The organism is Duganella caerulea (genome assembly GCF_040362985.1).
Taxonomy (GTDB): Bacteria; Pseudomonadota; Gammaproteobacteria; order Burkholderiales; family Burkholderiaceae_D; genus Rugamonas; species Rugamonas vulcania.
In genome coordinates this window covers 61216-84391 of record NZ_BPWJ01000011.1, presented here as the reverse complement: position 1 = coordinate 84391, position 23176 = coordinate 61216, and the positions used below count along the sequence as shown (strand labels likewise).

Genomic DNA, 23176 nt, shown 5'->3' with positions numbered 1-23176 from the left:
AACGATCAACTACCGGTTAGAACTTGTAGCGGGCGCCGATCATGTAGCGCGGGCCCTGCTGCGTGACCGACTCCAGCTGCTGCTTGGTGCGGCTATGCACGCGCTGGATCGAGTTGCCCACGTTGATGCCCTCGAACTGGAAGCTCAGCTTCTCGTTGAAGTTGTAGCCGATGCTGATGTCGACCTGGCCGTAGGCTTCCACGTACTGCGGGTTCGGGCCGGAGCCGTCGAAGGTCGACGACAGGAACTCGCCGCGCCAGTTGTAGGCCAGGCGGGCGGTGAAGTTCTTGTCCTCGTAGATGCCGACCACGTTCGACGAGTTCGACAGGCCGACCAGCGCGAACTGCTCGCCGATCTTGGCGTTGTCGTACTTGAGGCCCGAGTGCACATACGTGTAGTTGGTCGACACGCCGAAGCCGCTGTTGCCGAACATGTGCTGCAAGTTCACCTCCAGGCCGTTCAGGCTGGCCGCCTTCTGGTTGGAGAAGGAGTTGATCTTGAAGTTGGCGATCGGATCGCTTGGCTGGCCGACGATGGTGCCGGTGGCGTGCTTGTCGTTGCCGGTTCCGGTATCGGGGCCGCGCGTCACGCCCGGCGCGCCGTCGTGGTTGCGGAAAATGTAGTCGCGGATGCAGGTGGTGTCGGCATTGGAGCAGCCGCTGGCCAGCGCCTCGTTCCAGAACTTGCCGCCCACCGGCGTGTGCAGGTTGAACGGCGTGGCGTCGAACTGCGACTGGCCGGCGTAGTTTTCCAGGTTCTTGCGGAAGTAGCCCAGCGAGAAGAAGTTCTGCTTGCCGTAGTACCACTCGTAGGACAGGTCCAGGTTCTTGGACTTGACCGGCTTCAGCGCCGGGTTGCCTTGGCTGCCGGTGCCGCCGTTGGCGCGGGTGATCGAGTCCAGCGTGGTGCCGCCCTGGATCTGGTCGTAGCGCGGACGGCCGATGGTCTCGCCCAGGCTCAGGCGCACCTTCTGGTTCGGCGTGAGCTCGATGTCCGAGTCAAAGCTCGGCAGCAGGTTGTGGTACTTGCCGGACAGCGTGGTGAAGGTCGGGTCGCCGAAGGTGATCGGCAACTCGTTCTGCGACACCCAGCTGATGCCCGTGGCGGCCGGCACCAGCGCGGTCGAGTTGACGTCGGTGGTCTCGTAGCGCAGGCCGACCGAGGTGCGGATCGGCAGCTTGGTATCCCAGTCGGTGTTGAACTGGACGAAGGCCGAGTTCGACTTCTCGGTGGTGCGGGCGTCGTGGTCGAAGGTGGTCTTCGGCAGGTACAGCGCCGGCTGGCCGGAGGCGGCCGCGGCCAGCTGGCGCACCTGGGCGAAGTTGAAGGTGTAGAACTGGTTGAACAGGCTGGGGCTGCCGCTGCCGTCGATGTGGTCGAAGTACTGGCGCACCGACTCCGGATGCCACACGCTGCTTGGATAGTCGGACGGCTTGGTGGCGCCGCCCCAGGTGTCGCGCTGCTGGTTGGAGAAGGCCGAGCGGTTCTTCACCTCGGACACGGTGGCGCCGAACTTCAGCTCGGACGCTTCCAGCACTTTCCACGCGCCCTTGACCTGGGTCTGGTCGACCTCGCCCTTCATGTAGCCGTTGGTGAACACCGAGCCGGTGACCTGCTGCGGCGCCTTGGTGAAGTCGGCGCCGGCGATGCTCAGCACCGGGAAGTCGTGGCTGAAGTCGGCCGTGGTGTCGCCGCGGCTGAAGCTGGCGGTGCCGAGGGTGTTGCTCGAACCGAAGGGGCTGTCGGCGCGCGACTCGGCGGTCGAGTGGTGGGTGTCGAGCTCGAAGCGCAGGTCGTTGGTCGGCTTCCACACGGCGTTAAAGCCCAGCGATTTGTTCTGCGTCTTGGTGGCGAAGTCGGCGCCGCCCATGGCGATGTCAGAGGTGCCGTCGAGGATTTCCTTGTAGATCAGCGGGCTCTGGACCGGGCCGCCGGTCCACGAGCTGTTCGACGCACCGAAGTTGAACCAGGCCGAGATGTCGTTGCGCTTGGTCTGGATCTTGTTTTCGGAGTAGGTGTAGTCCAGCGTGGTGACCAGCTTGTCGACCGGCTTGTACTGCAAGGTCAGCTGGGCGTTGGTGCGCTGGCGCTTGACGCCGTTGAAGTTGTAGTTCAGGTTTTGCGGCACCGAGTACAGGTCGCTCGCGGCGGGAGGATTGGTGGCGCTGCCCTTGGGGATGGTGCCCCAGCTGTTGTCGTCGCCGCGGAACGGGCCCTTCCAGCCGTTGGAGACGGCCGCGGTGTTGTAGCCCAGGTTGCGTTCCTGGTAGCTGCCGGTCAGCGCCACGCCGAACTTGTTGTTGTCGAAGGTGTTCGAGTACAGGCCGGACAGTTCCGGCGTGGTCGAGCGGCTGGCCTTGATGTCGCCCGGCAGGTTGCCGTTGGTGCTGTCGTACACGCCCTTGACGCCCACGCTCGAATGCATGCCGGGACGGTCGAACGGGCGCGCCGTCATCACGTTGACGGTGGCGCCGATGCCGCCGGTCGGCGTTTCGGCGCGGCTGGTCTTGTACACCTGCAGCTGCGCGATCGCTTCCGACGCCAGGTTGGCGAAGTCGAAGGCGCGGCCGTTCAGGTCGCCCAGGTTGGAGGTCGGCATCTGGCGGCCGTTCAGCAGCACCAGGTTGAAGTCGGGGCCGACGCCGCGCACGGTGATCTTGGAACCCTCGCCGATCGAACGGTCGATCGACACGCCCGAAATGCGCTGCAGCGATTCGGCCAGGTTGGTATCGGGGAACTTGCCGATGTCCTCGGCCACGATGCCGTCGACGATACCGTCGGAATTGCGCTTGAGGTTCATCGACGAAAGCAAGCTCTGGCGAATACCGGTCACCACCACGCTCTGGACTTCCGGTTCGGCAGCCTTGGCGGGCGCTTCCTGCGCCAGCACCTGGGCGGCCGCCGCCGCGCAGGCGCCGGCCACCGCCAGGCTCATTAATTTTTGTCGTGTCTTTGGATAATGCATGTCATCTCCTGTGTTTTTTTTGAACTGCCCGCTGCCAACTGCCCGCTTCTCAGAGTTGGAAAGGTTTCCAATTCATGTGGCAAATATAGCACCGAACGAATTTCAAAGTCAATTTGCGATGCCGCATAAGTGGGGCCGGGTTTTCGTTGACAGAGGAAAGCAAGCCGTGCAACATGGCTGGGAACGTTTCCAAAAAGAGACACTTTGCATGCACACCCCATCGGAAAGGCGGTCGCCATGGCCACCATCAAAGACGTAGCCCGCCTGGCGGGTGTTGGACTGGGCACCGCCTCGCGCGTGGTCAGCGGCAAGGGTTCGGTATCGCCGGCAACGCTGGCGCGGGTCAGGGCGGCCATCGAGGAACTGGACTTCCGGCCCTCGCACGCGGCGCGCACGCTGCTGTCCGGTTCCAGCCAGATGATCGGCGTGTACATCCCCGTGCTCAGCGGCACCTTCTACACGCCCATCCTGCAAATCATCGACAACGAACTGCGCGCGGCCGGCCTGCACATGGTGGTGGCCTTCGGCGCCGGCCTGGGCGGCGCGCGCCAGCAGGCGATCGAGGGCATCGCCTTCCTGATCGAGCGCGGCTGCGACGGCCTGATCCTGATGACCAACGTGCTGCAGGAGGAGGACATCGCCGCGCTGCGCTTCCAGCACAAGCGCATGGTGGTGCTCAACCACAGCTTCGACAGCCTGGCCGGGCAGTGCTTCACGGTCGACCACATGCTGGGCGGGCGGATGGCGGCGCGCACCCTGCTCGACCACGGGCACCGCGAGATCGCCGTGGTGGCCGGGCCGTCCAGCCTGCCGGACAACGTGGTGCGGGTCAACGCCTTCCTCGACGAGCTGCGGGCCAACGGCGTCGACACCGCCAGGCTGTGGGTGACCGAGCGCGACTTCTCGCCGGCCGGCGGCTGGTCGGCGGCCAAGGAGTTGATGGACTCGAAGCATCCGTGCAGCGCGCTGTTCTGCGCCAATGACGAGATGGCGGTGGGCGCGCTGTCCTACTTCCAGGAGGCCGGCATCCGCGTGCCGCACGAGCTGTCGGTGATCGGCTACGACGACACGCCCAGCGCGGAGTTCTCGGCGCCGCGCCTGACCACGGTGCACATGCCGTGGCGCGAGATGACGCAGAACGGCATCAACGCCTTGCTCAACAGCTGCTACGACCTGCAACGCCCCGTCACGCGCGGCTATCCGGTGACGATGACCTTGCGCGCCTCGCTGGCCTCCCACGCCGACGCCGCCAAGCCGGCCCGCCGCCGCAAGCCGGCCTGAGATCCCCCTCCGCCAGCGCCGCCCGGCGCCGGCTCCTCCCTCGGCAACAATGTCGCAATGCCAAGTTAGCTTCAGCCGGTAGTTGTTAATTTGCCGCATGAATCTGGTTTCACGGCCAAGATTGGTGGAAACAATAGACGCTCCACGGTGATGTCTATACATTCAGCCTAGCAACAATCATCACGTGGCATCCATGTTGCAACCAATCGACACCTGACATCACGAAAATAAAGAGATCGAACAATGAAAAAGAATTTTCCATTCGCAGCGTTGTTGTTGTCCGCCAGTCCATACGTCCTGGCCCAGGCCCAGGCTGAAGCAGCCGCCGTCGCGCAGACCGCCGCCGTGCAGCCGGCCGCCGCGGCCGATGCCACCCCGGACGATATCCAGAAAGTGGTGATTGTTTCCACCGGCAGCCGTGGCGCCCAGCGCACCATGGTCGATACGCCGGTGCCGGTCGATATCATCGGCTCGCGCGAGCTCGGCAAGACCGGCCAGGCCTCGCTCGACAAGGCGCTGCAGTTCCGCGTTCCATCCTTCAACACCGTGCAGACTCCGGTCAACGATGCGACGTCGCTGTTGGATCCGTACGAAATCCGTAACATGGGACCGAGCCGCGTGCTGATCCTGATTAACGGCAAGCGCAAGAACGCCAGCTCGCTGGTCTACACGCAAACCTCGCCGGGCCGCGGCGAAAGCGGCTCCGACATTTCCGCCATTCCGCAGGACGCGATCAAGCGCATCGAAGTGCTGCGCGACGGCGCCTCGGCCCAGTACGGTTCCGACGCCATCGCCGGCGTGGTCAACATCATCCTCAAGGACAACGCCGAAGGCGGCTCGGTCACCGCGCGCGCCGGCATCACCCACGAGAGCGACGGCAAGATGGGCGGCCTGAGCCTGAACCAGGGCGTGGCGCTGGGCGACCGGGGCTTTGTCAACTACACGCTCGACGTCTCGCACGTGGGCCTGTCCAACCGCCCCGGCCTGGTCGATGCCCGGGCCGAGCCCGATACGCTGGGCGGCACCCTGGCCGACGCGCAAGCCTTCCTGGCGATCAAGCCCGATGCGGGCAATATCAACGGCTCGCCCGCCACGTCCGCGCAAAAGGCGCTGGTCAACAGCCGCTATGACGTGAACGACGACGTCTCGGTCTACGGCAACGCCGCGTATGTGCACAAGAAGGTCGACAGCTACGCCAACTACCGCACGCCGTACTGGCGTCCGACCGACTACGGCTTGCTGCACGCGGCCGGCACTCCCTACCTCGGCTACGTGCCGACCTTTGTCGGCAAGCTGGACGACTACAACGCCACCGGCGGCGTGAAGTTCCCGCTGGGCGGCTGGGCCACGGACCTGAGCCTGACCTACGGCGGCAACGAGCAAAGCTACGAGGTCGGCAATTCGGTCAACCGCAGCCTGGGCGCCGCATCGCCGACGCACTTCAACGCCGGCGGCGTGAAGTTCGAACACTTCGTGTTCAACGGCGACCTCTCCAAGCAGGTCGCGCCGACCGTCAGCGCGTATGCCGGCACTGAAATCCGCCACGAGAAATTCAAGACCATCGCCGGCGAGGAAGCGTCGTACATCGGCACCGGCGCCGACTCGTTTGCCGGCAACGATCCGCGCAATTCCTTCCCGACTTCGCGCTCGAACTACGGCGCCTACGGCGGCGCCACCTGGGACATCAGCGACAACCTGCTGGTCGACGGCACCGGCCGCTACGAAAAATACAGCGACTTCGGCAGCGCCTTCGTGTGGAAGCTTTCGTCGCGCCTGAAAGTGAACGAGCAGCTGACCCTGCGCGCGTCGGCATCGACCGGCTTCCGCGCGCCGTCGCTGGCGCAGATCTACACGCAGAAGGCGCAGTACGCCTTCGTGCCGGGCAAGGGCATCCAGGTGTCCGGCCTGGTCAACAACGTGTCCAAGGAAGCGGCGGCGTTGGGCGTGCCGAAGCTGCAGGCCGAGAAGTCGAACAACATCACGCTGGGCCTGGGCCTCAAGCCCGACAACAACACCAGCATCACGGTCGACTACTACAACATCAAGGTGAAGAACCGCATTGTGCTGGGCAAGGAGATTGTACCGGCCTGTACCGAGACCGATCCTGTGAAGCAAGCCGCCTGCGTCGCGGCCAGCCCGCTCGACCAGGTGTTGAACGCCAACGGCATCGTGTCGGTGAGCTTCTTCGCCAACGCGCTGACCAGCCGCACCTCGGGCCTCGACTATGTGCTGTCGCGGAAGAACCTGTCGCTGGGCGAAAGCAAGGTGACGCTGAACCTGTCGGGCAACCTGTCGCTGAAAAACGAGCGTGAGGGCAGCGTCCACAATCCATCGACGGTGGCGGCGGCGAACCAGTCCGTGCTCGACCCGACCCAGGAAGCGCTGATGTTCACGTCGCGTCCGAAATACAAGACCATCTTTGGCGCGGACCTCGACTACAAGGACTACAACTTCTCGCTGAATAACACGCTGTTTGGCCCGACCCGTTTCCGCAACGCCGGCCTGGACAACAACCTGGAAGTGGAGTTCAAGACCAAGGTGGTCACCGACTTCGCGTTCAACTACAACGTGGCCAAGAACGTGACCTTGTCGTTCAACGTCAACAACATCCTGAACGTCACGCCGAAGTGGAACATGAAGGCGCTCAACTCGGCGGGCCAGGCGCTGTTGGACAGCAAGACCAAGGACCCGGCCACCGGCATGACCCCGTCCGAGGTGCAGTACAACTCCATCACCTTCGACGGCCGCTACTCTATGGTGACCTACGACGGTTCGCAGTTCAGCCAGTTGGGCCGCACCTTCGCGGCCTCGCTGAACTATCGCTTCTAAGCGCGACGCCGCAGCTATAATGGGGTCCGCCGCTCCGCAAGGAGTGGCGGACCTTTTTTTATGGAGTGGTACACATGGTTTCGTTACAAGATCAATTGCTGAAGGCCGGCCTGGTGGCCAAGAACAAGGTCAAGGTCGCCAATCAGGAAAAGAGCAAGCAGAAGAAGGAAGAGCGCCGCACCGGCACGCAGAGCGTCGACGAAGCCAAGCTGGCCGCGCAGGAGGCGCAGCGCAAGCTGGCCGAGCGCAACCGCGAACTGAACGCGCAGCGCGACGCCGCCGCGCAGCAGAAAGCCATCCTGGCGCAGATCGCGCAGATGGTGCAGCAGAACCGCCAGAGCAAGGGCCACAACGGCGACATCGCCTACAACTACACGCACGGCAGCAAGATCGAGCGCATGTTCGTGACGGCGGCGGTGCGCGAGCACCTGGTCGCGGGGCGGCTGGTGATCGTGGTGCTGAACGGCGTGGCCGAACTGGTGCCGCGCGTGATCGCCGACAAGATCGCCGAGCGCGATCCGGCGCTGGTGGTGCGCGTCAACAAGAGCACCACCGCGGTGGAGGAAGACGATCCGTACGCCGCCTTCCAGATCCCCGACGACCTGATGTGGTGATCAGGCCAGCAGCTTGAGCAGCGCGGCGGCGGCCGCTTCCGACGAGGCCGGGTTCTGGCCGGTCACCAGCAGGCCGTCGGTGACCGCGTAGGCTTGCCAGTCGCCGAGCTTGGAGTAGATGCCGCCGTTTTCCTTCAGCATGTCCTCGACCAGGAAGGGCACGACCTTGGTCAGGCCGACCGCTTCCTCCTCGGTGTTGGTGAAGCCGGTCACCTGCTTGCCGCGCACCAGCGGGCTGCCGTCGGCCGCCTTCACGTGGCGCAGCACGCCGGGCGCGTGGCACACCGCCGCCACCGGCTTGCCGGCCGCCAGCATGGCTTCGATCAGCGCGATCGAGGCGCGGTCCTCGGCCAGGTCCCACAGCGGGCCGTGGCCGCCCGGATAAAACACAGCGTCGAAATCAGCCGCGGAGACCTCGGCCAGCTTGCCGGTATGGGCCAGCGCGGCCTGCGCCTCGGGGTCGGCCTTGAAGCGGATGGTGGCCGGGGTCTGCGATTCGGGCGCGTCGCTCTTCGGGTCCAGCGGCGGCTGGCCGCCCAGCGGCGAGACCAGCGTCAGCTTGGCGCCGGCTTCCTTCAGCGCGTAGTACGGTGCGGCGAATTCCTCCAGCCAGAAGCCGGTCTTGTGGCCGGTGTTGCCCAGTTGGTCGTGCGAGGTGAGTACCATCAGGATGTTCATGTCGTGTCCTTTGTGTGTGAGGTGGAGTTACAGTGCGGCTTCGAGAATGCGGCGGCTGCGGGCCAGGTCGATGTCGCGGTGTTCGCCCAGGCTGGTCATGCCGTGCGCCTGCAGTTGCGCCAGCACGGCTTCCACCGCTTCCTGGCCCAACTGGTAGGCCGACAGGCGGGTCGGGATGCCCAGGCCTTCGAAGAACGCGCGGGTGCGGGCGATGGCGGCATCGATGCGCTGCTCATCGCTGCCGTCGCGGATGCCCCAGACGCGCTCGCCGTATTGCAACAGCTTCGCGTGTTTGCTGTCGCGCTGTACGTCCAGCAGCGACGGCAGCACCAGCGCCAGCGTGCGCGCGTGGTCGATGTCGTACAGCGCGGTGAGCTCGTGGCCGATCATGTGGGTGGCCCAGTCCTGCGGCACGCCGGCGCCGATCAGGCCGTTGAGCGCCAGGGCGGCGGTCCACATCAGGTTGGCGCGGGTGGCGTAGTCGTCCGGCGCGGCCAGCGCTTGCGGCGCGATCTCGACCAGCGTCTGCAGCAGGCCCTCGGCGAAGCGGTCCTGCGCCAGCGCCTGCACCGGATAGGTCAGGTATTGCTCGACCGTGTGGACGAAGGCGTCGACCAGGCCGTTGGCGACCTGCTTGGTTGGCAGCGTGAAGGTCTTGGCCGGATCGAGCACCGAGAACTGCGGGAACAGCAGCGGGCTGCGGAACGGCAGCTTGGTGTGGGTGGCCTTGTGGGTGACCACGGCGCCGTTGTTCATCTCCGAGCCGGTGGCGGGCAGGGTCAGCACGGCGCCGAAGGGCAGGGCGCGGCGCACCTTGGCGCCGCCGCTCTGTGCGATCTCCCACGGCTCGCCGTCGTACAGCGCGGCGGCGGCGACAAACTTGGTGCCGTCGATGACCGAGCCGCCGCCGACCGCCAGCAGGAAGTCGATCTCGTCGCGGCGCACCTGTTCGACGGCTTTCATCAGGGTCTCATAGCTGGGATTGGGTTCGATGCCGCCGAACTCGCGGCTGACGCGGGCGCCGAGCGCCTGGCGCACCTCGGCCAGGGTACCGGTCTTCTCGGCGCTGGCGCCGCCGTACAGGATCAGCACGCGGGCCGATTCCGGCACCAGCCGGGACAGTTGAGCGACAGTCTCGGCCCCGAAGACGATCTTGGTAGGGTTATGAAATTCAAAATTCTTCATGCTAGCTCCTGATATTAGACTGGTCGTCTAGAAAATGGGGTCAAGTCTGACATTCGGACACGAGCTCTACAGTAACGAGCTGCTACTGAAGGGCTCGTGTCCGAATGTCAGACTTGACCCCCGAGGTTGAGGATGGACAGCGTGGCTTGCCAGGCGGCGCGCAGCGCGCTGGGCTCGCGCCGCAGCTTGGTCAGCAGCGCCGCGCCCAGCCACAGTTGGTACAGTGCCAGCGCCGTGTGCTGGGCATCGCTGACGTCGCGCAGCGAGCCGTCCGCCAGCGCCCGCTCGATGCTGCCGGCCAGCCGGCCGACGATGCGGTTGGTGCCGTCCAGCAGGGTGGTGCGCATGGCTTCCGACATGTCTGCCACTTCGCCGCTGAGCTTGACCACCAGGCAGCGGCAATCGCAACTGTCCGCGTCGAGGTCGTCCCAGCTGGCCCAGTAGTCCATCAGCGAACGCGCGGCGCTTTGGCCGGGCTGGTTCAGCGTGACGTCCATCTGCGCCAGGTAGCGCTCGATATAGTCTTCCAGCAGCGCCTCGCCAAACAGCTCCTTGGACTTGAAGTAGTGGTAGAAGGAGCCCTTGGGCACGCCGGCCGCCGTCAGGATCTCGTTCAAGCCCACGCCGGCAAAGCCTTTGCCGGTGATGATGGTCTTGCCCGTGTCCAGGATGTGCTGGCGGACGTTTTGGTGTTCTGTCGTCATGGTGGACACATCATAACACAATTAGACCAGTCGTCTAGTGTTTTCTCCGTCGGGCGAAATCCGACGGCAACGCCCGGCCATGCCGGGCGTTGCGCGCAGAGGGCGGACTCAGCCGCGGCGCACCAGCTTCATGCCGTTGGCGCGGCCGAGGTAGGCCACCATGCCGGTGACCTTGCCGGCGCGGTCGCGCTCCAGCCGCAGCACGATGCCGGCGGCACCGAAGGCGTCGGTGAACACATTGTCGAGCGGCTGCTCGCCGAAGCGCGGCACCGTCATCCACAGCTTGCCGTCCTTGAGCCTCAGCGTGAAGGTCGCGTTGAGCTCGTCGCTGTGGTAGCTGCCCGCCACGCCGGCCAGCTGCTTGGGCGTCATGGCGCCGGCGGCCACCCGTTCGAAGCGGGCCGGCGGTTCGCCCGGACGCTCCACCACCAGCGTGCGTTCGGTGAAGACGGCGGGCTGGGCCATGCGCTTGGGATCGCGCACGAAGCGGCCTTCCGCCACCGGCAGCAGCTCCTGCTTCATGCCCGGCGCGTTGTACCACAGCTTGCCGTCCTGCGCATCCACCCGGCGCAGCATGCCCTCGCGCGCGTTCCAGTACACGCCGGCGTAGCGGGCCGGATCGGGCAGGGCCACCGCCACCGGCTCGGCCGCCGCGGCCGCGGCCGGGAATTCGCCGGCCGCGTAGATGTCGGCCATCTGGCGCGCCAGCCTGGCCGGGGCCACGTCGGGACGGTTGCACAACACGGCCACGCCCAGTTTCAGTTTCGGCAGGCGGATCAGTTCAGACCGGTAGCCGGCGAAGGCGCCGCCATGGGAGACGATGTCCAGGCCGCGGTACTGCTCCACCATCAGGCCGCGCGCGTAGTGCAGCGGGGTGCCGTCGTTGAGCTTGCCCACCGTCTGCAACTGCTCGACCAGCCAGGCGCCGCCCACCTTGGGCTGGTAGAAATTGGCGTCCCACTTGGCCAGGTCGGCCACGGTGGACTGGACCGCGCCGTCGCCGGTCTGCTCCCAGTTCGACATCAGCAGCGCGAAGCCGGCGGGGCCGTTCGGACGGTAGGCGGTGGCGCGGTGCGGCACCACTTTGGCGTGATCGTCGAGGATGCTGGTGTCGGCCATGCCCAGCGGCTCGAAAATGCGCGCCTTGGAGAATTCGGCCAGGCTCTTGCCGCTGACCTTCTCGACGATCTGGGCCAGCAGGAAGTAGCCGGTGTTGCTGTAGGTGTAGGCGCTGCCGGGCTGGAAGTTCAGGCCCCGCTGGCGCGCGACGGCGGCCAGCGCGTCGGCGCTGGTGCTGACATCGCCGTCGTCGACGCCGCTCAGGTTCAGCAGCGCAATGTAGTCGCGCAGGCCGCTGGTGTGGTGCAGCAGGTGGTCGACCGTGATCGGCGTGCCGTAGTCTGGCAGTTGCGGCAGGTAGCGGCGGATGTCGTCGTCCAGCTTGAGCTTGCCGTCCTGCACCAGCAGCAAAATGGCGGCCGCCGTGAACTGCTTGGACGTCGAGGCGAGGTCGAACACGGTCCGGCGCGCGTCGATGGCGACTTCGTGTTCGAGGCTGGCGGCGCCGTAGCCCTGTTCGAACAGCGGCTTGCCGTCGCGCCAGGCGGCGACCGCGCAACCGGGCGCGCCGGCCTTGGCGTATGGCGCGAACAGGGCGGCGGCTTGCTCGTCCGGCGTGGCGGCGCCGGCGGCGTGGCTCAGGATCAGGGCGGATAACAGCAGGGTCAGACGGCTGGGCTTGTTCATGGCATCTCCTTTGTGGTGTTGTAGTGAAGTATAACACTAGTATTGTCAAAAGAGTCAACATGGAAAAGCAATTATTTTTGGCGGATGCGGTATGCTGGCGGGATGCCACAGCCGAACCCCCAACCCGGATCCCGTTTCTGGCGCGACGCCAGCCTGCCCTTCATCGAGGCGCGCACGGTCGGCGACGGCCGCAAGCTTTGCTACGGCAGGCACGCGCACGAGACGTTCTCGATCGGCGTGATCCGCAGCGGCCACACCGATTACCTGAACCAGTCCGCGCGCCGGCAGGTGGGGCCGGGCACCGTGGTGCTGATGAATCCCGGCGACGTCCACGCCTGCAATCCAATCGCCGACGAGACCTGGTCCTACCGCATGCTGTATGTGGACCGCGCCTGGCTGGCCGGCGTGCAGCGCGAATGGGGCTGTCACGATTTCCGCCCGTTCGCGGCGGCCATGAGCACGGCGCCGGCGCTGTACGCGGGCTTCAACCGCTTCTACGACGTGCTGACGGCCGACGGCGCCGACCACCTGCAGCGGCAGTGCGCGGCGGTGGACTTCTTCGGCCAGGTGCAGTCCAGCCTGGGCCCGGCGGCCATCGTCGAGCGCGAGGCCAACCGCAAGCTCGACCGCGCGGCCGACTACATCCGCGACAACTGCGCGGCCGCGCTGAAGCTGGAGGACATCTGCGGCGCGGCCGGGCTGTCGCCGTCCTACCTGATCCGCGCCTTCCGCAAGCGCTACGGCATGACGCCGCACGCCTACCTGCTGAACCGCCGCATCCAGCTGGCGCGCGGCCTGCTCAAGGGCGGCGCGGCGATCGCCGAGGTCGCGCTGGCGACGGGCTTCGCCGACCAGGCGCATTTCCAGCGCACCTTCAAGCTGCTGCTGGCGGCGACGCCGGGGCAGTACCTGCGCTGAGCAGCAGGTAGAGCGCGCTGGCCGCCAGCAGCAGCGCCATGGCGCGGTTGAAGCGGCGCATGGCGGCCGGATCGGCCAGGCGCCGGCCCAGGAAGGCGCCGGCGTAGGCCCAGCAGGCGATCGAGCCATAGCAGATCACGAAGTACAGCGCGGCGAACCGCCACACCAGCGCGGGATCGCCGTCGGCCACGAACGCGCCCATGCCGGCCACCGCCGCCACCCAGGCTTTGGGATTGAGCCACTGCATGGCCGCGCCCATCGCCAGCGACGGCCGCTTGCCATGGCCGCCGGGCGCGAGCGCGCCGTCGTCGCGCGCCAGCTTCCAGGCCATGAACAGCAGGAAGGCCACGCCGGCCAGCTGGATCGACCGCGCCAGCGCCGGCGCGCGGGCCAGCAGTTCGTGCAGTCCCAGGCCGGTCAGCAGCAGCAGGGCGGCGAAGCCGACGGTGGCCCCGGTCACGTGGCGCAGGCTGGCGCGCAGGCCGTGCCGCGCGCCGCTGCTCAGGGCGACGATGTTGACCGGGCCGGGGGTGATCGATGAGGCCAGCGCGAAGGCGGCCATGGAAATCAGGATGGTCATGTGGGGGTCTCCGATAAGAATTGACAGTACCGGGGCGGACGATACGCGGCGCGGCCGCCGCCGTATTGAAGGAAATGACCCCGTCCGCTGTGATAATTTGAGAGTTTTTATCCCCGTAAATCGCACATACTGGTTCTTTGCCTGGTCGATGACACTTCGAGGTGCCGCCTATGATGTCCAGCAACACGCCGGAACACCCGCCCGGCCAGCCCGCCGCCCAGGGCCGGAACCGGCGGCCCATCATGTTCCTGGCCATCTCCCTCGTGGTGCTGGTGTGCGTGTCGCTGATCGGCGTGCAGGCCTGGCTCAGCGTGCGCGCCCGGACGATCCAGTTGAAGGAATCGGAAATGGCGGCCGCCAACCTGGCAGAGGCGGTGGCGCAGCATGCCTACGACACCATCAAGGAAGCCGACACCGTGCTGGTCGGACTGGTGGAGCGCATCGAGCACCAGGATCCGGCGGGAGCGGACTACGGCCGCGTCCACGACCTGCTGGTGCATCGCGTCGCGGAACTGCCGCAGCTGCACGGGCTCTTCGTCTACGGCGACGATGGCCGCTGGCTGGTCAACTCGCAACCGGTGCTGCTGCGCGGGCAGAACAACTCGGACCGCGAATACTTCATCCACCACCGCGAGCATGCGGACCGGGGCATCCACATCGGCCCGCCGGTGCGCAGCAAATCGACCGGCGACTGGATCGTGACGGTGTCGCGCCGCTTCAACCGGCCGGACGGCGGCTTCGGCGGAGTGGTGCTGGCCACCATCAACATGGAGTACTTCCAGAAGTACTTCCAGCGCTTCAATATCGGACAGGAGGGCGCCATCCAGCTGGCGCTGGAGGACGGCATCCTGTTGGTGCGCCGGCCCTACAACGAAAAATCGCTGGGGCGGGACATCTCGAAGTTGCCGCTCTTTAGCTACTACCTGCCGAAGGCCGCCGCCGGCACCGTCACCTTCCCGTCGGCCCAGGACGGCGTGACGCGGATTAACAGCTACCGGCGCCTGGATCAATATCCGCTGGTGGTCTCGGCGGCGCTGTCCAGGGACGAGGCGCTGGCGCAGTGGCGCGGCGACGTGTATGTGGACAGCGGCGGCATCGTGCTGCTGGTGCTGGTGGTCGGCCTGCTGGGCGTGCGGCTGGTGCGCCTGATCCGCTGGCGGATCCAGGCGGAGGACGAACTGGTCCAGGCCCGCAACGGACTGGAGGCGCTGAACCACGAGCTGGAACGGCTGGCCATGCAGGACGGCCTGACCGGCTTGAGCAACCGCCGCCATTTCGACACCGCGCTGCAAAACGAATTCAGCCGGGCCATGCGCAGCGGCAGCCCGCTGGCGCTGATCATGCTCGATGTCGACTGCTTCAAGCAGTACAACGATCTGTACGGCCACGCCGCCGGCGACGAGTGCCTGAAGGCGATCGGCAAGGTGGTCGAGGCCGGCAAGCACCGGCCGGGCGATGTGGCCGCGCGCTATGGCGGCGAGGAGCTGGCGGTGCTGCTGCCGGGGACCGATGTGGCGGGCGCGGTCGCCGTGGCCGGGAAAATCCTGGCCGCCATCGAGGCGCTGCAACTGAAACACCCCGGCAACCCCACCGGCCACGTGACGCTCAGCGCCGGGGTCGAGTCGTTCGCGCCGGTGCGCTTCGAGTCCGAGCCGGTCGACCTGATCGAGGCCGCCGACCAGGCGCTGTACCGGGCCAAGTCGCAGGGCCGCAACCGCGTTGCCTCCAACATCGTCGGGCCGGGACGGGAATCGACGGAGGCTAAATCTTCAGCGTCAGCATCGTGACGCCGAACGCGAAAAACATGAGCGCGCTCAGGCGCGACAGCAGCCGCGCGCTGCCGGGCCGGCTCAGCCAGACGCTGGCCCTGGCGGCCAGGCCGGCATACAGCCCGTGGATCAGGACCAGCACGATGCAATAGGTGGCGACCGCCGGGCCGGCGGCGCCGTGCGCGACCTGCGGCAGCACGGACAGGAAGAAGAACAGCGACTTGGGATTGCTGGTCTGGAGCAGCGCGCCTTCCAGCAAGCGCTTGCGGGCCGCGCCGGCGGCGGGAGCGGTGTCGCGGCGGGGCGCTTGCGTCTTCGGATCGCGCCGCCAGGTCTTGAACGACAGGTGGAACAGGTAGGCGACGCCCGCGTATTTGAGCAGCTGGAACAGCGGCGGCGAGGAACGGATCAGCAAGCCGATGCCGGCCGACGACAGGCCCGCCATCACCGCCGCGCCAAGCGCCAGTCCCAGCACGCCTTGCATCGCCGCGCGCCAGCCGACGGCGACCGCGTTATCGAGCGTCATCAGCACGCCGGGACCGGGGCTGGAGACGGTGAACACAACCATGACCACAAACAACCAATATGCCTCGCCCATCGCCTGTCCTCCCTGTTGTGCGCTGTGGCCGCAATGATGCGTTGGCGCCCGCCGGCGGGCAAACGAGTTTTTGGTATCATGCGTTGAGTATTTCTCAACACTAGCGGAGCGCCATGTCACTACAACCGCCACTCAATGCCCTGCATGTCTTTTGCGTCGTCGTGCAGGAGGGCGGCTTCCGCCAGGCCGCGCAGGCGCTGCATCTCACGCCGGGCGCGGTCAGCCGGCAGGTCCAGTCGTTGGAAGCCCACCTGCGGCAGGTGCTGTTCGACCGCAACGCCGGCGCCCCGGCGACGCTGACACCGGCCGGACGCAAGCTGCACGACAGCGTGGGCACGAAGATGGCCGCGGTCAAGGAGGTGCTCGATACCGGCGGGCGCGCGCGGCGCCAGGCGTCCATCCTGGTCGACACCAGCGTGACGCTGGCGATGCACTGGCTGATCCCGCAGTTGCCGGCCTTCCGCGAGCGCCACCCGCAGCTGAACGTGCAGATCCGCACCGTGGATGGCGACATCAACCCCGCCTCGCCGGCCGACGTGTTCCTGCGGCGCGACGTGGCGGAATTGCGCGGCCTGCCGTTCCACACATTCATGCGGGAGCGTTCCGTGCTGGTTGCAAGTCCCGTCTTCATGCCGGGCGTGGCCGCGCGCAAGACGGACCTGCTGCGCTGGCTGGGCAAGGCGCCGCGCATCGGCACCCGCTCCCGGACCGACCTGTGGCCGGGCTGGTGCCGCGCGCACGGCCTGGATGCCGGCGCGCTGGAGCCGACGCTGGAGCTGGATAACACGGTGCTGGCGATCCAGGCCGCCGTCCAGGGCCTGGGCGCGCTGGTGGTGCCCGAGGCGTTTGTGCGCGCCACGCTCGGCATCGATGCGCTGCGATGTCTTTCAGGGCCGGTGGACAGCGGCAGCTATTCGTATGCGATCGGCCGCCGGCAGGCATCCGCGCGCGTGGCGATATTCACCGAGTGGCTGAAGGAAGCCGGGCGCCAGGAGAATGAAAGCGGCGTCTCTTTTCAGGCGCATCAAGCAGGATTTTCCTAGCCAATAATTTTCGACCAGCATAGTATCGAATGCTGAAACAGATCGGATGAAGTGACATATAACTGTTGAACTGAAAGGGAGAACACATGAAAAAAACGAATATCCTCGCCATGGGCGCGATGCTGGCCTTGTCATGCGCCGCCTACGCACAGGACCATGCCGAGCATTCGCACTGGGGTTACGAGGGCAAGGGCGACCCGGCGCACTGGGCCGACCTGGAGGCGGCGAACACCGCCTGCAAACTGAGCAAGGAACAGTCGCCGATCGATATTGAAGAGCGCAACGTCAAGAAGGCGCCGTTGGCCCCGCTGGCTTTCAATTACGCGGCCGGCCCCGCCGAGATGATCAACAACGGCCACACGGTGCAGATCAACCTGCCGCCCGGCAGCGTGCTGAAGGCGGGCGACGATAGTGCCAACCTGCTGCAGTTCCACTTCCACACGCCGAGCGAGGAAAAGATCAACGGCGTCAATTATCCGATGGTGGCGCACTTCGTCCACAAGAGCGCGGACGGCAAGCTGTCGGTGGTCGCCGTGCTGTTCAAGGAAGGCGCCGAGAACAAGACGCTGGCGCCGTTGTTCGACGCGTTGCCGGCCGAGGGCAAGCCGGTGCAGCTGGCCAGCTTCAATCCGGTCGACGTACTGCCCGCCAACCACGCCTACTTCAAGTTCATGGGTTCGTTGACGACGCCGCCGTGCAGCGACGGCGTGCGCTGGCAAGTGCTGCGCACACCGGTCGAGCTGTCGAAGAGACAGCTGGCTGAATTCCACAAGTTCTACAAAATGAATGCGCGTCCCGTGCAGCCATTGAACGGCCGCGTGGTCCAGGTCAGCGAATAGCGTGTGTTGGCCGCCGCCGCGCCGGCGATTATTTCGCCTGGCCGGCGGCCTTCAAAGCGCCCCAATAGGCCGGCTTGGCGCCTTGCCGATGATCGAAGAGCAGCGGCTGGTCGCTGCGCCACCAGTCCCAGCCGCTGTTGCGGGCCGTGTGGAAATCCGAGATGCCCCACCAGGTGACGGAGGTCAATTCCGGGTGGGCCAGGAAAACGGTCATCAGCGATTCGTAGCGCTGGCCTTGCATGGCCAGCAGTCGCTCGGCGGGTTCGGACAGCACATACGCGTGGCGCCGATACAGGCTCAGGTCCATTTCGGTGATCTGGTTTTCCAGACCCAGGCGCGCGAACATGGACAGCGTTTCATCCACCTCCGCCGCCGATGGCTCGAAGATCGAGATATGCATCTGGTGTCCCACGCCATGCACGGGAACCCCGCGGTCGAGCATGCCCTGCACCACGCGGCGCAGGCATTCGCGCTTGGCCGGCTGGGTGGTGGAGTAGTCGTTGATGATCAGGCGCGCCTCGGGATCGGCCGCGTGCGCGTAGCGGAAGGCCCAGTCGATATAGTCGGGGCCGACGATCTGCAACCACGGACCCTGGCGCAGACAATCGGGTTCGGCCGCGTCGATCACTTCGTTGACCACATCCCACACGTGCACGCTTTTCCGGTAGCGGCCCATGACGGCGTCGATGTGCCGCTGCAGGCGCGACAGCACCAGCTCGCGCGAGGCCGGCTTGCCGTCCTTGCCGGTCCAGAACCAGTCGGGGGTGCGCTTGTACCACAGCAGCGTGTGGCCCCTGACCGCCATCCCGTGCTGGCGCGCGAAATCCACGATCGCATCGGCCGGCGCGAAATCGAACTCACCCTCGCGGGGCTGGATGCGTGACGGCTTCATCACATTTTCCGCCACCACGCTGTTGAATTGTGTAGCCAGCAAACGTCCCTCGGGCGTATCCAGCTGGGATGGCTCGACCGCCGCGCCGATCCGGAACTTGCCCTGATACGCTTGCGCCAGGGACGGCGTTGCGGCCGCTGGCGGCTGGTCTGTCGTGGCGCAGCCTGGCAGCGTGGCCGCGAGCGCGGCGGCGAGCGCTGCACAGCGCAGGATGGTGCGGGCAGGATGCATGAAGGATCCGTTCAACGTTGCAGGACGAGTGCGGCGATTTTTTCGGCCAGCGTGTCCGGAGCGGGATTGGCCGAATCGCTGTTCCCCAGCACCGCGATGAAGATGCCCTCTTGCGGAAAGCGCAGGGTATCGGCGCTGAAACCGCCGATGTCGCCACCATGTTCGATGGCGGCCTTGCCGCGCATGGTGCGGATGAAGAAGCCGTAGCCGTAGCCCGTGGCGCGCTTGCCGTGCAACAGGTAGCTGGTGGACATCCGGTTCCAGGACTCGGGCTTCAACAGCTTGCCTTGTGCGATGGCCTGGTCCCACAGCGCGAGGTCGTCGACGCTGGTGCGCAAGGCACCGGCGGCGTAGGGCCAGCGCATGCTGTAGTTCGGCGACGCGACCACGTTGCGGCGCTCTTGCGTATAGCCGATGACGGGGCCGGCGGCGGGGCGGGTTTCGATCACGGTATGCGTCAACTGGAGCGGCGCGAAAATATGCTGGGCCATGAAGTCCGCATACGGCATGCCCGACACGCGCTCGATAATCGCGCCCAGCAGGAAGTAATTGGAATTGCTGTAGGCGAAACGGTCGCCCGGCTTGAATTCCGGCGTGGCGTCCTTGAAGAAGACGATGCCGTCGTCCACGCTGGTGTCGGCCGTCATCACCTCGCCAAAGCGGGGCAGGGCCGTGTAGTTCCGGATGCCCGAGGTATGCGTGAGCAGATGCTCGATGGTGACCGGCGTGTCCGGCATGGGGTAGCCTGGCAGGTATTTGTCGATCCGGTCGGACAGCGCGAGCTTGCCCTGTTCCGCCAGCAGCATGATCGCCGCCGCCGTAAATTGCTTGGTGACGGAGCCGACGCGCAGGCTCATTGAAGGATCGAGGGCGACGTTGTCGGCCACGTTGGCCATGCCGTACGCTTTGCGGAACAATGGCTGGCCGTGGTCGGTCACGATGACGGCCGCGCCCGGAGCGCCAGGCTTGAGGTAGCGTGACAGCATCGAGTCGATCGATCGCGCCAGTTCCGGGGAAGGCTCGGCGGCGACCAGCCTTCCGCCATTGACGCTCACCAGCAGGAGCAGGAGGGCGGCGCGCGCCAGGCGGGGAGGCAAGAGTGTCGTCACGTGGTCAGTCGATGTTATAGAGCCGGCAATTGTATCAGTCGATTCCCCGCGCCGGGAATCGTTGCCGCGGCCGTGAGGGTATATCATGGCGGTCGTTTCAACGATAGGACCAGGTATGATCATAGCGACTCACAGCGGCAAGTTTCACGCGGACGACGCGTGGGCGGTCGCCGTACTGAAGGTATTATTCCCCGACGCGGACATTATCCGCACGCGCGATGCGGCGGCCATTGACGCGGCCGACTTCGCCGTCGATGTCGGCGGCATCTGGGACCCGGCCACCGGCCGTTTCGACCACCATCAAAAAGGCTTCGACGGCGCGCGGCAGAGCGGCGTGCCGTATGCCAGCGCTGGCCTGGTCTGGCGCGAGTACGGCGCGCGCTGCGTCGCGGCGCTGTCGCTGGCGGATTGCGGGCATCAACTGGCGGACGACAAGGCGCGGGAAATCGCCTACGGCATCGACGCGGACGTGGTGCAGTATCTCGATTTGTCGGATGTGGGCGCCGCGAAAAGCGCGCCGGGCGGGTATGGATTGTCGGCGGTGGTTTCTGGCTACAACACCAACTGGCTGGACGAGCAAAGGCTGGGCTACGGCGAGGCGGTGGACGTCTACCGCATGGAACAGTTCCGCCGCGCGATGGCCATGCTGACCGACGTCATGCTCAATGCCGTGCGCTACCGGGTTGGCGCATTGCTCGCGCTGGAGCAGGTCCGGCAGGGCGAGGTGCTCGAAGACGGCAAAGTCCTGTTCCTGAAAAACGGCGCGCTGCCGTGGAGCCAGGTGGTACGCAAGGAAATGCCGAAGGTGCTGTTCGTCATCAGCCACAACGTCGCCGAGCAGCGCCACATGCTGCACACCGTATCGGTCAGCGCCGAGAGCTTCGATGCGCGCGCCGACCTGCCCGAAGCATGGGCGGGCCTGCGCGACGCCGAGCTGGCGGCGGTGACCGGTGTGGCGGACGCGGGCTTCTGCCACAACGGCAGGTTTATCGCGTCGGCCAAATCGTACGAGGGCATACGCACGATGGCGGCGCTGGCGTTGCAGGATATCGACGAATGCGGCGCGGGCTAAGCGATCGGGATGGCGTAGCGCATTTGCGATCGCTCGGAAAGCGGATCGAAGCTGGCGTCGTAGATTTCCAAATCGGGGCCGCCGTTGTGGCGGTAGGCGGACTGGCATAACCAGCTCGAATAAATGAAGTCCACCGTGCGGTCGACCAGCTTGCCCACGCCGTGGTGCACAAAAGTCGCGTACGTCGCGGCCGGGACCTCGATCGTGTGCATGCCCTCGGGCAGTGAGCCGGCTTGTCGCACTTCGATGGCGGCGTAGTACTCCAGTTCATCGGAGTCGCCCGCCACCGGCAGCACCACGCCATAGCAGCACCCAGGTACCGTGTGCTCCACTTCCTTGAGCCGCGCGATGAAGCGCTCCCAAAGGGGAGGCAGCTTCTCGCCTAAATTGTTCTTCTCCGATTCGCTGCCGTAAAAACGTGTGTGCATGCCGACCAGCAGCATCGACGGGCGCGCGTGCAGCTCCGGAACGTGCTCCACGTTCTGGTGGACATGACGGAGATAGTCCTCATCCATTTTCAACTTGCGCACGATGAGATTGCGCCGCCCGCGTTGGCGGAATTCGTTCGGCGTGAGCGCGTAGTGTTCCTTGAAGGCCCGCGTGAACGCTTCCTGGCTGTTGTAGCCCGCCAGGATGGCGATGTCGAGGATGCCCAGGCGCGTCTCCAGCAATTTATCCAGCGCGTGGGCGAGGCGGCGCGAGCGAATATAGGTCTTGAGCGTTTCCTTGGTCAGCGCCTTGAAAATGCGCTGATAGTGCCATTGGCTCAAGCCTGCTTCGCGCGCCACCGTGGTCAGCGCGATGTCCTCGTCCAGATAGGTTTCAATGAAGTCGATGCCTTGCTGGATTTGATTCAGGTAATTCACGCGGACTCCATTGCAACGCCGGGAGATGTTCAGATGTCGAAGAAACCGGCGATTGCCACAAGCCGGCCCGCTTCATTGTAATGGCCCACGCTGGCGCCGTCACCAATGACATTGCCCAGCCGGTCCAGCATGTCCCACTGCGCGACGCTCTGCCCCTGGTGGTAGCGGAAGCGGCGCGTGACAAAATGGCCGCCGGGGATTTGCTGGTGGAAGTTCGACATGTAGGCCATCAGGTTGTCCCAGCCGTTGACCTTGGTCAGCGGATCCTGGTACGCGCACTCCCTGGCCAGGCTGGCTTCGAACAATGCGCGCTTGTCGTCGGCACTTTCTGCCTTCCAGGCGGACGTGTAGGTTTCCCAGACCTGTTGGTGATCGATTTGCATGGTGGTTCCCGGTTGATTGGCAAGGCAGCCATGATGCGGCAGGGCGGCGCATCAGTTTTGATATTTTGTGCTGCCGCCACGCGGAACCGGAGCCAGGGCTACAGCAGCGCAAGCGCGTCCTCGCCCGCGGCAATCCGAATCGGGCACGACGGGTCGGTTGCCGCGCGCCAGACTGCCTCCGCAACGTCCTCCGCTTTGGTGACGGCAGACGAACTCGCCATGCCTTCAAAGACGCCTTGCGCGAAGGATGCGTAGGGCGCCGGGATGCTGTCGCTTGTCATCAGGGCTTTCGCGTGCTCTCCGAAACGTGTGCCGGGTGCGCGGCCGGGCTGCACCAGACGTACGCGGACATCGAACTGTTCCAGTTCCAGCGCCAGCGATACGCTGAACGCATCGACCGCCGCCTTGCTGGCCGAATAGACAGAAATCAGAGGGAAGGGCGCGGCTGTCACTATCGACGTCACGTTGACGATGACGCCCGCGCGCCGTGCCCGGAACTGGGGCAGCACGGCCTGCGTTACGGCCATCGTTCCAATGGTGTTGGTCTCGAAAATTGCACGTGCGGTTTCCATCGAAGTTCCTTCCAGCACGCCCATCACGCCGATACCCGCATTGTTGACCAGGACGTCGATAGGGCCGGCGGCTTCGATCGCCTGGCTGATGCTGTGCGGGTCGGTCACGTCGAGTGCCATCACGTGCAGGTGTTCCGAATGCGGAAGAATCTGCTGCGGTGTTCGCATCGTGGCGATGACCTTCCAATCTCGCTCCAGAAAGTAGCGGACGGTTTCAAGACCGAATCCGGAAGAGGCTCCGGTAACCAGAACGGTTTTCATAATGCATATCCTTTGAGTGGGTGAACGAGGTGAGAACGATA

Annotated in this window: 20 protein-coding genes; 8 read left to right on the top strand and 12 right to left on the bottom strand. The window is 65.6% G+C overall.

The features are described from left to right. Window positions 1-16 precede the first annotated feature (16 nt). On the bottom strand, window positions 17-2965 hold the full coding sequence (locus ACUJB0_RS27265; RefSeq protein WP_444847981.1) for a TonB-dependent receptor: 2949 nt from the start codon (window positions 2963-2965) through the stop codon (window positions 17-19). Between the two features lie 237 nt (window positions 2966-3202). Between ACUJB0_RS27265 and ACUJB0_RS27260 the strand changes: the two genes are divergently transcribed. From ACUJB0_RS27260 to ACUJB0_RS27250, 3 genes are all read left to right on the top strand, one after another. Beyond that, complete coding sequence (locus ACUJB0_RS27260) at window positions 3203-4246, top strand: LacI family DNA-binding transcriptional regulator (protein WP_444847980.1); 1044 nt, start codon at window positions 3203-3205, stop codon at window positions 4244-4246. 243 nt (window positions 4247-4489) lie between these two features. Next, the gene (locus ACUJB0_RS27255) at window positions 4490-7075 is read left to right on the top strand and encodes a TonB-dependent receptor plug domain-containing protein (RefSeq protein WP_444847979.1); all 2586 of its coding nucleotides are present in this window, start codon (window positions 4490-4492) and stop codon (window positions 7073-7075) included. A gap of 74 nt (window positions 7076-7149) precedes the next feature. After that, complete coding sequence (locus ACUJB0_RS27250) at window positions 7150-7689, top strand: DUF2058 domain-containing protein (protein ID WP_117014280.1); 540 nt, start codon at window positions 7150-7152, stop codon at window positions 7687-7689. Here the strand turns inward: ACUJB0_RS27250 and ACUJB0_RS27245 are convergent, their stop codons facing one another. The 4 genes from ACUJB0_RS27245 to ACUJB0_RS27230 all read right to left on the bottom strand — a co-directional run bounded on the left by ACUJB0_RS27245 (window position 7690) and on the right by ACUJB0_RS27230 (window position 12002). Continuing rightward, window positions 7690-8367, bottom strand: coding sequence for a type 1 glutamine amidotransferase domain-containing protein (locus ACUJB0_RS27245; protein ID WP_444847978.1), 678 nt, complete (start codon window positions 8365-8367; stop codon window positions 7690-7692). A 27-nt stretch (window positions 8368-8394) separates the two neighbouring features. Then, window positions 8395-9552, bottom strand: a complete 1158-nt coding sequence (locus ACUJB0_RS27240) for an iron-containing alcohol dehydrogenase (RefSeq protein ID WP_444847977.1) — start codon at window positions 9550-9552, stop codon at window positions 8395-8397. A gap of 107 nt (window positions 9553-9659) precedes the next feature. Beyond that, window positions 9660-10256: a TetR/AcrR family transcriptional regulator gene (locus ACUJB0_RS27235; RefSeq protein WP_444847976.1), complete on the bottom strand. Its 597-nt coding sequence runs from the start codon at window positions 10254-10256 to the stop codon at window positions 9660-9662. Between the two features lie 108 nt (window positions 10257-10364). Beyond that, the gene (locus tag ACUJB0_RS27230) at window positions 10365-12002 is read right to left on the bottom strand and encodes a serine hydrolase domain-containing protein (protein ID WP_444847975.1); all 1638 of its coding nucleotides are present in this window, start codon (window positions 12000-12002) and stop codon (window positions 10365-10367) included. Window positions 12003-12104: 102 nt separating this feature from the next. Between ACUJB0_RS27230 and ACUJB0_RS27225 the strand changes: the two genes are divergently transcribed. Next, window positions 12105-12920 carry an AraC family transcriptional regulator gene (locus tag ACUJB0_RS27225; RefSeq protein ID WP_444847974.1) on the top strand — a complete coding sequence of 272 codons (816 nt, stop codon included), beginning with the start codon at window positions 12105-12107 and terminating at the stop codon, window positions 12918-12920. On the opposite strand, the gene ACUJB0_RS27220 is transcribed toward ACUJB0_RS27225, so the two are convergent. After that, on the bottom strand, window positions 12877-13500 hold the full coding sequence (locus ACUJB0_RS27220) for a LysE family translocator (protein ID WP_444847973.1): 624 nt from the start codon (window positions 13498-13500) through the stop codon (window positions 12877-12879). The genes ACUJB0_RS27225 and ACUJB0_RS27220 overlap by 44 nt on opposite strands. Window positions 13501-13670: 170 nt before the next feature. On the opposite strand from ACUJB0_RS27220, the gene ACUJB0_RS27215 reads away from it, so the two are divergent. After that, window positions 13671-15287, top strand: a complete 1617-nt coding sequence (locus tag ACUJB0_RS27215) for a sensor domain-containing diguanylate cyclase (protein ID WP_444847972.1) — start codon at window positions 13671-13673, stop codon at window positions 15285-15287. Here the strand turns inward: ACUJB0_RS27215 and ACUJB0_RS27210 are convergent. Next, window positions 15262-15867: a LysE family translocator gene (locus ACUJB0_RS27210; RefSeq protein WP_444847971.1), complete on the bottom strand. Its 606-nt coding sequence runs from the start codon at window positions 15865-15867 to the stop codon at window positions 15262-15264. The genes ACUJB0_RS27215 and ACUJB0_RS27210 overlap by 26 nt on opposite strands. Before the next feature lie 113 nt (window positions 15868-15980). Here ACUJB0_RS27210 and ACUJB0_RS27205 point away from each other — a divergent pair, with 113 nt between their 5' ends. Then, window positions 15981-16910, top strand: a complete 930-nt coding sequence (locus tag ACUJB0_RS27205; RefSeq protein WP_444847970.1) for a LysR family transcriptional regulator — start codon at window positions 15981-15983, stop codon at window positions 16908-16910. A gap of 86 nt (window positions 16911-16996) precedes the next feature. Continuing rightward, window positions 16997-17749, top strand: a complete 753-nt coding sequence (locus ACUJB0_RS27200; RefSeq protein ID WP_444847969.1) for a carbonic anhydrase — start codon at window positions 16997-16999, stop codon at window positions 17747-17749. 28 nt (window positions 17750-17777) lie between these two features. Here ACUJB0_RS27200 and ACUJB0_RS27195 read toward each other — a convergent pair whose 3' ends face one another. Beyond that, window positions 17778-18872 carry an endo-1,4-beta-xylanase gene (locus ACUJB0_RS27195; protein ID WP_444847968.1) on the bottom strand — a complete coding sequence of 365 codons (1095 nt, stop codon included), beginning with the start codon at window positions 18870-18872 and terminating at the stop codon, window positions 17778-17780. A gap of 11 nt (window positions 18873-18883) precedes the next feature. Next, entirely contained in the window at window positions 18884-19981 is a 1098-nt protein-coding gene (locus ACUJB0_RS27190) for a serine hydrolase domain-containing protein (RefSeq protein WP_444847967.1), read from the bottom strand. A 115-nt stretch (window positions 19982-20096) separates the two neighbouring features. Between ACUJB0_RS27190 and ACUJB0_RS27185 the strand changes: the two genes are divergently transcribed. Next, window positions 20097-21053 (top strand): MYG1 family protein, encoded by a 957-nt coding sequence (locus tag ACUJB0_RS27185; protein WP_444847966.1) that lies wholly within the window; start codon window positions 20097-20099, stop codon window positions 21051-21053. Here the strand turns inward: ACUJB0_RS27185 and ACUJB0_RS27180 are convergent. The 3 genes from ACUJB0_RS27180 to ACUJB0_RS27170 all read right to left on the bottom strand — a co-directional run bounded on the left by ACUJB0_RS27180 (window position 21050) and on the right by ACUJB0_RS27170 (window position 23135). Next, entirely contained in the window at window positions 21050-21919 is an 870-nt protein-coding gene (locus ACUJB0_RS27180; RefSeq protein WP_444847965.1) for a helix-turn-helix domain-containing protein, read from the bottom strand. The genes ACUJB0_RS27185 and ACUJB0_RS27180 overlap by 4 nt on opposite strands. 29 nt (window positions 21920-21948) lie before the next feature. Continuing rightward, complete coding sequence (locus tag ACUJB0_RS27175) at window positions 21949-22302, bottom strand: nuclear transport factor 2 family protein (RefSeq protein WP_444847964.1); 354 nt, start codon at window positions 22300-22302, stop codon at window positions 21949-21951. 98 nt (window positions 22303-22400) lie between these two features. After that, entirely contained in the window at window positions 22401-23135 is a 735-nt protein-coding gene (locus ACUJB0_RS27170) for an SDR family oxidoreductase (RefSeq protein WP_444847963.1), read from the bottom strand. Between the last annotated feature and the right edge of the window lie 41 nt (window positions 23136-23176).